The 11,875-nt window shown below is 70.7% G+C and carries 9 protein-coding genes; 7 read left to right on the top strand and 2 right to left on the bottom strand.

Annotation, left to right across the window (positions count from 1 at the left end):
- Window positions 1–31 precede the first annotated feature (31 nt).
- From POL72_RS32080 to POL72_RS32070, 3 genes are all read left to right on the top strand, one after another.
- Entirely contained in the window at window positions 32–937 is a 906-nt protein-coding gene (locus tag POL72_RS32080) for a LysR family transcriptional regulator (protein WP_272100312.1), read from the top strand.
- 167 nt (window positions 938–1,104) lie between these two features.
- On the top strand, window positions 1,105–2,355 hold the full coding sequence (locus POL72_RS32075) for an AAA family ATPase (RefSeq protein ID WP_272100311.1): 1,251 nt from the start codon (window positions 1,105–1,107) through the stop codon (window positions 2,353–2,355).
- Window positions 2,352–2,921 carry a hypothetical protein gene (locus tag POL72_RS32070; protein ID WP_272100309.1) on the top strand — a complete coding sequence of 190 codons (570 nt, stop codon included), beginning with the start codon at window positions 2,352–2,354 and terminating at the stop codon, window positions 2,919–2,921. Before POL72_RS32075 ends, POL72_RS32070 begins: the two co-directional genes overlap by 4 nt.
- A gap of 22 nt (window positions 2,922–2,943) precedes the next feature.
- On the opposite strand, the gene POL72_RS32065 is transcribed toward POL72_RS32070, so the two are convergent.
- Both POL72_RS32065 and POL72_RS32060 read right to left on the bottom strand, forming a co-directional pair.
- On the bottom strand, window positions 2,944–4,977 hold the full coding sequence (locus POL72_RS32065; protein WP_272100307.1) for a sulfatase-like hydrolase/transferase: 2,034 nt from the start codon (window positions 4,975–4,977) through the stop codon (window positions 2,944–2,946).
- Between the two features lie 5 nt (window positions 4,978–4,982).
- Window positions 4,983–7,043 (bottom strand): sulfatase-like hydrolase/transferase, encoded by a 2,061-nt coding sequence (locus POL72_RS32060; protein WP_272100304.1) that lies wholly within the window; start codon window positions 7,041–7,043, stop codon window positions 4,983–4,985.
- Window positions 7,044–7,196: 153 nt separating this feature from the next.
- On the opposite strand from POL72_RS32060, the gene POL72_RS32055 reads away from it, so the two are divergent.
- The 4 genes from POL72_RS32055 to POL72_RS32040 all read left to right on the top strand — a co-directional run bounded on the left by POL72_RS32055 (window position 7,197) and on the right by POL72_RS32040 (window position 11,796).
- Window positions 7,197–8,471 (top strand): DUF2786 domain-containing protein, encoded by a 1,275-nt coding sequence (locus POL72_RS32055; protein ID WP_272100302.1) that lies wholly within the window; start codon window positions 7,197–7,199, stop codon window positions 8,469–8,471.
- A gap of 123 nt (window positions 8,472–8,594) precedes the next feature.
- On the top strand, window positions 8,595–9,125 hold the full coding sequence (locus tag POL72_RS32050; RefSeq protein WP_272100300.1) for an SRPBCC family protein: 531 nt from the start codon (window positions 8,595–8,597) through the stop codon (window positions 9,123–9,125).
- A 493-nt stretch (window positions 9,126–9,618) separates the two neighbouring features.
- Window positions 9,619–11,025, top strand: coding sequence for a sensor histidine kinase (locus POL72_RS32045; RefSeq protein WP_272100299.1), 1,407 nt, complete (start codon window positions 9,619–9,621; stop codon window positions 11,023–11,025).
- Between the two features lie 369 nt (window positions 11,026–11,394).
- Complete coding sequence (locus tag POL72_RS32040; RefSeq protein WP_272100296.1) at window positions 11,395–11,796, top strand: c-type cytochrome; 402 nt, start codon at window positions 11,395–11,397, stop codon at window positions 11,794–11,796.
- Window positions 11,797–11,875: the final 79 nt, after the last annotated feature.

Raw genomic sequence — 11,875 nt, 5'->3', positions numbered from 1 at the left:
CAGCGAGATGATCTCACGCTATAGATGAGCCATGCTCATCAATTACGAGCTGCTCCGCACCCTGCTCGAGGCCGGCGTCGCGCCCACGTTCGCCGAGGCGGCCAGGCGCCGCCGCGTCACGCCGTCGGCCGTGAGCCACCAGATCAAGGCGCTGGAGGCGCAGCTCGGCGTCCCGCTGTTCGAGCGGGTCGGGCGCAACGCGCGGCTCCTGCCGGCGGGCGAGGGCCTGGTCGGCGCGCTGCGCGAGGCGTTCGCGCGCATCGACGACGCGCTCGCCGCGGCGTCGGACGACCACCGCGAGGTCCGCGGGGCCGTGCGCATCGGCGGACCGGGCCCGTTCTCCCGCATGTGGCTGCGGCCCCGGCTCGCTCGGCTCCTCCGCGAGCACCCCGAGCTCGTCATCGACGTGCGCTTCGACGTGCCCTCGGTGCTCACGCGGCGCCTGCTCGCGGGGGACGACGATCTGAGCCTGCTCGTGAGCGCCGAGGACACCCCGGGGCTCGAGGCGCGGCCCGTCTACGTCGAGGAGTTCTCGGCGGTCGCGTCGCCTGCACTCCTCGGAGCGCGCGGCCGCCCGGAGACGGCGCGGGAGCTCGGGGAGCACAGGTTCGTGGTCTTCGACGCGGATCTCGCGATGCACGCCGCGTGGTGGCGGGCCTCGTTCGGCAAGAAGGCCCCGCTGCCGCCGAAGATCGCCTGCCGCATCACGAGCCTCGACGAGATGCTGGCGCTCGCGATCGCGGGCGTCGGGATCGCGGTCCTGCCGAACTACTTCATCGCCGAGGCGGTCGCGGCGAAGCAGGTCGTCGTGGTGGGGCCGCGGCCGGGCAAGGGGCGCCGGGGCGCCCGGAACACGATCCACCTGGCCTGGCGCAAGGGCGCGGCGCAGAGCGCGCGCTTCCGGGCCGTGCAGGCGGCGCTGCTGGAGGAGGGCTGAGCGCCGAGGCCGAGCGCGGGCTCACCGACCCGTACCGCGGGGCGTGCTGGGCCTGGAACGTCCGCCGCCTGTCCAGAGTCCGCACGCTTCACCGGGCGCGGGCGCACCGTCGAGCGATTCAGCCAAACGACGGGCAGCGCGGCGGCTACACTCCACGCCGAGAGCCCATGCTGACCTCGATCACACTCGAGAACTTCAAGAGCTTCCGGAAGGCGGCGATCCCGCTGGGCCCCTTCACCCTGCTCGTCGGGACGAACGCCTCCGGCAAGAGCAACCTCCGCGACGCGTTCCGCTTTCTCCATGGCGTCGGCCGCGGCTATTCGCTGGCGGAGATCTTGGGAGAGAAGTACGGCGAGGGCGGCGAGCTTCAGTGGAAAGGGCTCCGAGGCGGTACAAAGGAGGTCGTCTTCGGAGGAGGAGCGGAGTTCTCGATCGGAGCAGAGCTCAACGAAATCGAGAACCAATACCACATAAAGTATCGAATCTCCGTCGCGACCGGGCTCTCGAACGCTGCTCCCAGGGTCATACGCGAGGCCCTCTACGGGAGCACAGACATGGACTTCGACTCGCACCCCGCTGAAAACGCGCCTACGCAGAGAGACAACGACCGCTTGCTCGTGCGCCTCGCGCGAGGTGGTGAGGAATCCACCTTGTCAAACTCGCCTGCGATAAGCTCGCCTGCGATCGCGCAGGTCAGGGATCCCCGTTACGTCCGGAGACAAGCAAAGCGGACGCTGCACACGCTGCGCTCGATGCGCTTTTTGGATCTCTCACCGGACGCTGCGCGGCTCCCCTCGTTGCCAGGCCGACAGGTGCTCGGGGATCGCGGCGAAAACCTCTCGTCCGTGCTGCAAGCGATCTCCCAGGATCCGAAGCGAAGAGACACTCTCCTCGAGTGGATCCGCGCCCTCACGCCGCTCGACGTGATGGATCTCGAATTTCCCCAGGATTTCGCCGGACGCGTCCTCGTGCACCTCGTGGAGCAGGGCGGGCGCAGGATCTCGGCCTACAGCGCCTCGGACGGCACGCTGCGCTTCCTCGCGATCCTCGCCGCGCTGCTCGACACCGACTCCGCTCACTTCTATTTCTTCGAGGAGATCGAGAACGGCATCCACCCGACACGCCTTCACCTCCTCGTGCAGCTCATCGAGCAGCAGTGTCGCACCAGAGATGTCCAGGTGATCGCGACGACCCATTCGCCCCAGCTCCTCGGCTTCCTCAGTCCGGAGTCCAGGGAGAGCGCCCTCCTTATTTACCGGCTCCGCGGCGCCGACGAGTCCAGCGTGCGCAAGGTGGTCGACCTCCCCGACCTGAACCGGGTCCTCGAGACGCAGGACCTCGCTCGCCTCCACGCTTCCGGCTGGCTCGAGGACATGGTCGAGCTCATGGCTGACGACGCAGGCGAGGCCGCCCAGTGAGCTATCGCGTGCTCGTCATCCCCGAGGACTTTCGCAAAGATCAATACGTCCTCGAGCCCATCGTCACAAAGATGTTCGATGCGATCGGCCGTAAAGCCAAGGTGCTCGTCTGCCGCGATCCGCTCCTCGGCGGCGTGGACCAGGCGCTTCGGTGGGAGCGCCTCCGGGAGATACTCCTGCGCTACCAGGCCATGATCGAGTGCTTCCTGCTCATCGTCGATCGCGACGGCAAGGCGGGGCGGCGCGAGGCCCTCGATAGACTGGAGTCGCTGGCCAGCACCGCTCTTCCCCCGGGAAAACGCTTTCTGGCCGAGAACGCCTGGCAAGAGGTTGAAGTGTGGCTCCTCGCCGGGCACGATCTGCCCTCCGAGTGGGCGTGGAAGGAAGTACGGGCCCACGAAAACCCGAAGGAGCAATACTATCAACCCCTCGCCGAGAAGCGCGGTGTCCTCCAGGAGCCGGCAGAGGGGCGCGGGCTGCTGACCCGCGAAGCGGCCTCGCGGTACAGCCGCATTCGCTCCCTGTGCCCGGAGGTCGCGGACCTCGAGCGACGCCTCGGCGCGTAGCGCCCCCGCGCCCCGTACAGGCTCACCCGCCCCAGTCGACCTTCGGCCTCCCCGGCGGCGTGACGTTCGGCATCTCGTGGAAGAGCCCCCGCGCGAGATCGGGCAGCGGCGCGCACGCCTGCTCGCCCAGGTTGGTGAGCTCCAGCGGGTCGTCGAGCACATTGAAGCAGTGGTACTCGCCGTCCCACTCGCGCGCCTCGATCTTCATCGGCCCCTGCATCATCCCCCAGTTGCGGAACGCGCAGCCCCACACCCACGTGCAGTTCGTGAGCGGCATCGGCGCGACCGTGCGCTCCGGCCGCGTCAACGGATGCCCGATCATCCGCCGGCGGAACGGATCGAGGCCCGGCTCGTCCCAGAGGCCCATCAGATCGAGGAACGTCGGCGCCAGGTCGAGGTGCCACACGAACGTGTCCTTCGCGCCCTCGATGCTCGCCCGCTCCTCCGGCGCGAGCGTCCCCTCCGGCGCGTCGACCCACGTCGGGACGAGGATCTCCTCGTCCCAGAGCGAGCTCGTGTGGCCGAGCTGCCAGTGCTCCCGGAACGACTCGCCATGATCCGACGTGTAGACGATGACCGTGCGCTCGCCGCTCGGCGCCCCGCGGATGTGCTCGATGAGCCGGCCGACCGCCATGTCCGACAGGTAAACGACGTTCTTGTAGTAGTTCTTGAAGTGCTCGTTCTTCTCGGGCGCCTTGGTCAGCTCGCTTGGTTGAAACGGTGAATGGAGCGGATCGCTCACGTACGGGAAATGGACGTTCGAGTAATGGACGACCGCGAAGAACGGCTCGACGAGCTCGTCCCACTCCTCGATCACCCGATCCGTGAGCTGCCGATCATAGGCGCCGTAATCGAGGTCGGCGCCCGGATCGAGCTGGGTCGCGACCGCCCTGTGCGAGACCGGGATATCCTGCACATAGAGCCGAGCGTTCCCGAACATGAGGTTCTGGCTCGTCCAGTACGCGGTGTCCCACCCGGCCGCATGGGCGTAATCCCAGAGCAGGGGGGCAGAGCCAAGCACAGCGAGGCTCTCCGTCGGAGGGACGCCGGACCAGATGTTCGAGATGGAGATGGCCGTCGTCGAGTCGTGAGCGCGCATCTGCAGGAGCGGCATGCGGCGGGGCGCGGCGGCGTTGGAGAACGGCGTCGCCTTGTCGCAGGCCGGGTCGTACGCGACGCACGTCACGTCCGCCCGCTGGCTCTCCTGCAGGATGAGCACCACGTTCCGCGGCCGCGCAGGCCGCGCCGAGAGCCGCGGCACGCGCTCCGGGTGGCGGCGCTGCACCCGCAGATCCGGCGAGTCGTTCGTGATGCCGAGGTGCTCCTTCACCAGGGCGGTGATGCCGTGGAAGTAGATCATGTCGGCCGACGACGACTGGATCACCCGGTAGCTCACCGGGATCATCGCCACGCCGGCCAGCGCGAGCGGCACGACCGCGGCGGCGAGGCGCCGCCGGAGCCGCCGGGGGCGCACGAGCCGGCGGGAGAGCCGGAGCGCCCCAAGAGCGAACCCGAGCGCGACGGCGAAGTGGGCGATCACGCTCGGGTGCCCGAGCGGGAGCGTGCCCACGATCGACCAGGGGATCGACTGGGAGTGGATCTGGGAGTCGATCGAACAGTAGATGTTGTAGAGGGCGTGGAAGCCCCCCTGGACGCCGCACGCGAGCGTGAAGAGCGCGACGAACAGCGCGCCCACGGCGCCGCGCGCCGCGCCGCGGCGGCCCGAGGCGACGTAGAGCAAGAGGCCCCAGAACCCCAGCGACGCCGCCACGGTCGCGGCGTACCCCGCGGCGTGCGGCCGATCGAACGTGGTCATGTGGCGGGCCCGGCGCAGCACGTCGAGGACGAGGAGCCAGAGCGCCGGCGAGGCCAGGAGAGCAACGCTGATCAGCCGGCCGCGGCGGAGCGCGGCCTTCCGCGCGGCGCGCGGGCGGGCGCGGGCGGCGCGAGCGTCGGCGCGCGCGGGGCGATCGTCCGCGTGCGCGGGCAGGCTGATGGCGGGGGACGCGGGCGGCTCGGCGAGCGCGCCGCCCTCTCGGTCGATGTCCTGGGTCATCCGGATCAGTCGTGGCGAGGCACCGCCGCGAGGTCGCGGAGGTGGGCGGGGACGTCGACGCTGCCGGCGGGGCCGCCGTAGAGGGCGTCCGCGAGCCGGGGCAGGTCGCCGCAGGCGGCCGGCCCGAGGTCGCGCTGCTCGCGGGGGTCGGCGAGCACGTCGTAGCAGTGCCAGGCAGTGTCCCAGGCGCGGGATTCGAGCTTCATGTTGCCGCGCATCATCCCCCAGTTCTTGAACGCGCAGCCCCAGATCCCTGTGCAGTTCGTGAGCGCCAGCGCCGCCGGCCCCGGCGACGGCCGGAGCAGGCTGTGCCCGACCATCGCCGCCCGGTACTCCGCGAGCGCCGGCTCCTCCCAGAGGCCCATCAGGTCGAGCACGGTCGGCGTGACATCGGTGTGGAAGACGGGCTCGTCCCGGGCCGCGCGCAGCGCGCCCTCCTCCGCGGCCGTCAGGGTGCCCGGCGGCGCGTCGACCCATCCGGGCACCCGGATCTCCTCGTCGAGGATCGAGCCCGTGTGGCCGAGCTGGCCGTGCTCCCGGAACGCCTCGCCGTGGTCCGACGTGAAGACGATGACCGTGCGCTCGCCGACCGGAGAGCTGCGGACGAAGCGGATGAGCTCCGCGATGGCCGCGTCCTGACGGTGGACCGCGTTCCTGTAGAAGTTGCGGTACGCCTCGTTGTCGTCCGGCGCCTTGCTCTCGAGGGCGGGCTGGAACGGCGCGTCCTCCGGGTCGACGAGGTAGGGGACGTGGGTGTTCCCGAAGTGAGCGACCGCGAGGAACGGCTCGCGCAGCGAGAGCACCTCGGACTGGACGTGCGCCGACAGCAGCCGGTCGTCGGCCCCGAGATCGATGTCGGCGAGCGGATCGAGCTCGGTCGCGCCGCACTGGTGCGAGACCGGCAGGTCCTGCACGTAGAGGCGCGAGTTGGCGAACATCATGTGGTGGCTCGTCCAGTAGGCGCTGTCGAAGCCGGCGGCGTGCGCGTAGTCGAAGACGAGCGGCGCCGTGTGGAGCGCCTCGCGGGTCGCTGTCGGCTGGAGGCCGGACCAGAGCACCGCGAGCCCGATCGCCGTCGTCGAGGCGTTCGAGCGCATCTGCGTGAGCGGGAGCCGATCGGGGACCGCCGCGTCGATGCGCGGCGTGCCGGGGCACGCGACGGGCGCCTCACCGGCAACGACGCCGACGCCGACGGGCACGCGCGCGGAGCACGTCGCGTCGGCGCGCACGCTCTCGGTCAGGATGAAGAGGACGTTGCGCCGCGGGCCCGGCCGCGGGGTGACCGGCGGCAGCGAGGGCGGCGTGCGGAGCCCGGGGCGCACCTGCGCGGTGGTCTGGACGCCGGCGAGCTCCTTGAGCAGGCCGCCGATCGCGTGGAAGTAGATGACGTCGGGCGTGGAGGCCTGCACCGTGCGGTAGGAGCACGGCAGGACGAACGCGGCCACCACGACCGCGGGCGCGGCGAGGCGGGCGGCGCGGGCCCACGCCGTGCGGCCGGGCCGCACGATCCGCCGGCCCAGCCACACGAGCCCGATCGCGAGCAGGAGCGGCGGGAGGACCGAGCGGAGGAAGTTCTCGCCGTCGGCCCGGAGCTGGCCGAAGAGGCTGGCCGAGAGCGAGGTCCCGAAGAGCGTCGCGTCGAGGTTGAGGTACGTCGCGTACTGGCGGTGGAAGTAGAGCTGGCCGCCGAGCGACAGCGTCGCGAGCGCCACGAAGAGCAGCGCCGCGAGCCACCGCGACGCGCCCCGCCGCGACGAGGCCGCGAAGAGCAGGAGCCCCCAGAGCGCGGCGCTCTCGACCATCGCGCCGACGTAGCTCGCGATGTGCTTCCCGCCCAGATCGAGCAGGCGATCGCCGCGGATGTGGACGTCCGCCACCACGATGAGGAGCAGCGGGAGCGCGAGGAACAGGCGGCCGTAGCGGCGGCGGACGCGGGCGACGGCGCGCAGCCGCGCGCGCGCCGCGGCGCGATCTGCGCCCAGATCGCGGGCGAGGCCGCGAGACGAGCGGCTTGCGGCGTCGGCCTCGACCGACGGGGGATCGTTGAGCGCCTTGGAGCGGAGCACGGAGGCGCGCGAGTTTACCGGGGACGTGGCGTACCGGGAACGTTTCTGAGTCGGCTCGGTGGCATCGGGGTGACGGCGCCGGCCGGGATTGCCCGCCCGGGGGACGAGAAAACCCTTCGACCGCCGCGCGAGGCGTGCCATGGAGGCGTTCGCATGGCGGAGCAGCTCTTCCTGAACGGGATCCGCGGCGCGCAGCAGGCCCCCGGGGCCGCGGCGCCGCCGGCCGAACCCGCGTCGACCGAGGCCGCCGCGCAGCCCGAGCCGCGGCCGTCGCCGGGCGCGCCGGCGCCCGAGCCGCCGCTCGAGGCGGCGGCCAGGCTCAGCGCCGAGCTGGAGGCCGCGCTCGTGCGCGAGCTCATGGCGGCGTACCAGAGCCTGAACTACACGCATTTCCGGCGAAAGCTGCGGTCTGCGTCCATCGAGCTGTCCGACGCCGCGAGCCGGCTCGGGCGATGGGTCTCGGAGGCGCGCGCGATCGAGATCTCGCGGCCGCTCGTCCTGACGCAGCCGTGGGGCGTCGTGATCGAGGTGCTGAAGCACGAGATGGCGCACCAGTACGTGCACGAGGTGCTGGGCGTCAGGGACGAGGCGGCGCACGGGCCGGCGTTCCGCGAGGTGTGCACGCGCCTCGGCATCGACGGGACGGCGGCCGGGATGCCAGCCGCGGGGCGCTCGCCGGCGGATCCGGCCGCGCGCGGCGACGGGGACGCGTCGGAGGCGAGCGTGGACGCCCGGATCCTCGATCGCATCGCGCGGCTGCTCGCGCTCGCCGACAGCCCGAACGCGAACGAGGCGCAGGCGGCGATGAGCGCCGCGCAGCGGCTGATGCTGAAGTACAACCTCGACGTCGCGAAGGCGCGCGCCGCGCGGCAGTACGGCTTCCGCCACCTCGGCGCGCCGAGCGGGCGCGTGGGCGAGACCGAGCGGATCGTCGGCGGCATCCTCGGGAAGCACTTCTTCGTCGAGGCGATCTGGGTGCCTGTCTACGTGCCTCTCGAGGGCAAGCGGGGCAGCGTCCTCGAGATCTGCGGGACGCCGGCGAACCTGGAGATGGCGGCCTACGTGCACGCGTTCCTGCACCACACGGCCGAGCAGCTGTGGCGCGAGCACAAGCGGACCCACGGGGTGAAGGGCAACAAGGACCGGCGGACCTACCAGGCCGGGGTGATGCTCGGGTTCCTGGAGAAGCTGAACACGGAGCGGAAGGTTTCCGTGGAGCAGGGGCTCGTCTGGGTGAGGGACGCCGATCTGGACGGCTACTATCGGACGCGCCACCCGCACGTGCAGCACCTGCGCCACGCGGGCAACCAGCGGACGGCGGCGCACGCGCACGGGCGCGAGGCGGGGCGAAAGATCGTCCTTCACCGCCCGATGCAGGGGGCGACGGGCAACCGGGGCATGCTGCTGCCGCCCGGCAAGAAGGGCTGAGCTCGCGACGCCGGATCCGGGCCGCGCGACTCGGACGGACGACGGGGACGAAGAGGACGACGAGAACGACGGGAGACGCCGCAGCGCCGGCGTCTCGGCGGCGGCGCGCGCCCGACGCGCTCGTTGACGGAGAAGGAGCGGTTCCGGCACGATGGCACGGCGCGCGGGCCAACCTGGGAGAAGAACGAGATGCCGCTCCTGTTCACCATTGAAGAGCGCTTCGATGCCTCGCCCGAGGACGTCTTCCGGCTCGCGACCGACATCGATTCGTTCGGCGACTGGATGCCCAATTTCGTGCGTGCAGAGAAGCTCACGGGCGCCGTCATCGGCAAGGGCGCGATGTGGCGTGAGACCCGCAAGATGTTCGGCAAGGAATCGACCGAGCTGTTCGAGGTGACGGCGGCGGAGCCTGGCAAGCGTCTGGACCTCTTCGTCGACGGGCAGAAGGGCACCACAGGGCGGGGGGCCTACCGCTTCCGGTATGTCTTCGAGCCTGAGGGCGCCGGCACGCTGCTCAAGATGGAGGGCGAGATCGCCGGGATGGGCTGGTTCATGGAGACGGTGGGGCGGCTGTTCATCGGCAGCTTCAAGAAGGCGGTGCACGGGGATCTCAAGGCGATGAAGACGCACCTGGAGCGACGGCGGGCGAGCTAGCGCTGCGCCGACTGGCCCCTGGAGAGGGCGCTGGCCCCGGCCGCCCGGCCCCCGGAGAGGGTGTCCGTGGGGCGGCGCGGGGGCCCCACCGAACTCGCCCGATCGACGTTCTCTCTCCGGCGCGCTACGCACGCCGGAGAGAGAACGTCGATCGGGCTCAGACAGCGGTCCGTCCCCCACGCCGCCCCACGGACCCCCTCTCCGGGGGCCTCTTCGGTGTTCATCAAGCTCGTTCGGTCGCGCTCAGAGCACCAAGCGCGATCCCCCAGCGCTCACCAACGTAATCGTGAACGTGGTCAGTTTATCATCCCTCGACACGAGCCGAGGGGACATATCCCTCGACACGAGCCTAGACGACATTCGCTGATGCAGCGAGGGCGATCCTGCGCGGCTCCGGCGCGCTTCCCGCGTTGCGCTGGGGCGGACGGCGTAACAGCATCCCGGAATGGAGATGCGAGGGCGGAAGGACGCGGCGAGGTCGAAGTCTTCTCTTATGCTCGATCGGCTGCCGTCCATCCTGCTGCCGCTGTTTGCGGCGTTCTTCGTGGCTATCGCGAGCTTCGTGATCTCCGCTGGCTACGCAGAGCACCGGGCCACCGAGATCGACGAGGCGGCCATGAGCTTGGCGGAGAACGCCACGCCGAGCATCATGGCCCTGGCGGCCGCGCGCGCCGAGCTGAGGCATACCCAGGCGCTCCTGAGCGACCTTGTCAACGACGCCGCGCTGGGCCGCCCGCGCGACCGCCGCGAGCTCGACGAGGCGCGCGACAATCTATCCCGGAGCATCGACGTTTACCTCGGCATGCCCGTCTATCCGGGCGAGCTCAAGCAATGGCAGACCGTCGCGCAGGCGCTCGGCAAGCTCGATCTGGACACCGATCGGGCCCTCTCGCTGGTGGCGAACGGCCGTCCGGACGAGGCCAACAAGCTCGTGGACGGCGCGCTGCGGGCGGACTTCAATTCGACGAGCGAGGCTGTGATGGACAGCATCGAGCTCAACGCGCGGCAGGCACGTCATCTGGCGATCGAGATAGCAGCCAACCGTGTCCGCTCTCGTCGGATCGCGCTCGTGCTCAACACGGTGAGCGTGACGTTCGCGGTGCTGGCCTGCGCGGCGGCCGCCGTGCAGATCCGGCGCCATGTGAGGCTGCTCTGGCAGCAGGGCGTGCTCCTGGAGCGTCGAGCGGATGAGCTCGAGCAGTTCGCCGGCCGGGTCGCGCACGACGTGCTGAGCCCCCTCGGCGCGGTCGCGCTCGCGCTCGATCTCGCCCTGCGGCGGTACGGTGAGGGAGAACCGGCGCGCAAGGCGCTCGAACGGGGCCGGCAGGCCATCATGCGAGTCAAGCGCATGACCGACGGACTCCTGGAGTTCGCTCGCGCGGGCGCGAGGCCGGAGCCAGGCGCGCGCGCCGAGGTGCGCCCCGTCGTCGACGATCTCATGGCCGAGCTCGTCCCTGCCGCGGCAGAGCTCGGCGCGGAGCTCTGCGTCGAGCCCTTCGCTCCGTGCGCGGTGGCCGCGAGCCCCGGCGTGCTGACCAGCATCCTCGCCAACCTGATCCGCAACGCGCTCAAGTACCTCGGCGACGCGGCGGTCTGTCGCGTCGTGATCCGGGTGCTCGACGAGAGAGATGCTGTGCGGATCGAGGTGGAGGACACCGGGCCCGGCATCGCGCCGGCCCTCGAGCAGATGGTGTTCGAGCCCCATGTCCGAGCGCAAGGCGCTCGAGTGCCGGGGCTCGGCCTGGGACTCGCCACCGTCAAACGCTTGACAGAGGCGCACGGCGGCCGCGTGGGGCTCCGCACGGTCGTGGGCAAAGGGAGCCTCTTTTGGTTCGAGCTGCCCAGAGCGAGCGCCGCGTCAGCGCGCGCGTTCGAGATCGGCTCGAGCACCAGCCCGTGACCTCCGGGATACTGCGCCCGGTCGCTCTGCGAGCGACGCGAGGACGCCGCTCGCGAAAGAGCGGCGCATCGGCGAGCGGGAGACCCACAGGCCGTGGAGCGAAGGCTGCCTCATCGTCGATGCATGGATCCCCATGGCGCCTCGAACTTGTACAAGGTTGCCCCCTCGGGCGACCCGCGGCGCCTCGAACTTGTACAAGGTTGCCCCCCTCGGACGACCCTGGTTTCTTTCCGTTCACACCGATCCGTCTTTGTTGACCCGGTGCGCGGCCCCAGGCACCATCGGCGCGCAGCGCCCGGCCGGCCTGCATGGCTGGAGGCTCGACTCCGGCTCGCTCCCCTTCCCCTAACAAGCTGTTGAGGTGCTTTGATGCCCGTTCGTACGATGCTTTTGCTCTGCTTCGCGCCCTTCGTCATTGGCGCTCTCCAAGGTTGCGGCGGTGATGACGGCGGGGGCGACACCTCCGGGGGATCGCCGCTCGGTGAATGTCCGCCGGACTCGGCCGCGCAGGCGGATACGGGCTACCAGGCGCTCCAGACCCAGTGCGCGCCCTGTCATTTGTCGAGCTCGGAGGGCGCGTCGCGCATCGGCGCTCCGGAAGACGTCAACGTCGACGACGCCGCCAGCGTCAGGGCCGAGGCGGCGGAGATCCTCGCGGAGATCCGGATCGGCGGGGCGAATGGCGGGGACGGGATGCCCATCGGCTCGAAGCTCTCCGACGACACGATCGAGGCCATCCGGGTCTACCTCGCCTGCGACGCGGCCCAGTAACGCCGCGCCCGCCACGCCCACTTTTCTCACGTCCGAACGCCGGCGCGCCAGCTCACGAGAGGGCGCTCCGGCGGCTCCC

This window comes from Sorangium aterium, assembly GCF_028368935.1.
GTDB classification, from domain to species: domain Bacteria; phylum Myxococcota_A; class Polyangia; order Polyangiales; family Polyangiaceae; genus Sorangium; species Sorangium atrum.
This window is presented reverse-complemented; position numbering and strand designations above follow the sequence as displayed.

Coding starts and splice junctions, on each gene's coding strand:
- POL72_RS32045 (WP_272100299.1), top strand. CDS start 9,619: ATGCTCGATCGGCTGCCGTCCATCCTGCTGCCGCTGTTTGCGGCGTTC.
- POL72_RS32080 (WP_272100312.1), top strand. CDS start 32: ATGCTCATCAATTACGAGCTGCTCCGCACCCTGCTCGAGGCCGGCGTC.
- POL72_RS32055 (WP_272100302.1), top strand. CDS start 7,197: ATGGCGGAGCAGCTCTTCCTGAACGGGATCCGCGGCGCGCAGCAGGCC.
- POL72_RS32075 (WP_272100311.1), top strand. CDS start 1,105: ATGCTGACCTCGATCACACTCGAGAACTTCAAGAGCTTCCGGAAGGCG.
- POL72_RS32040 (WP_272100296.1), top strand. CDS start 11,395: ATGCCCGTTCGTACGATGCTTTTGCTCTGCTTCGCGCCCTTCGTCATT.
- POL72_RS32065 (WP_272100307.1), bottom strand. CDS start 4,977: ATGACCCAGGACATCGACCGAGAGGGCGGCGCGCTCGCCGAGCCGCCC.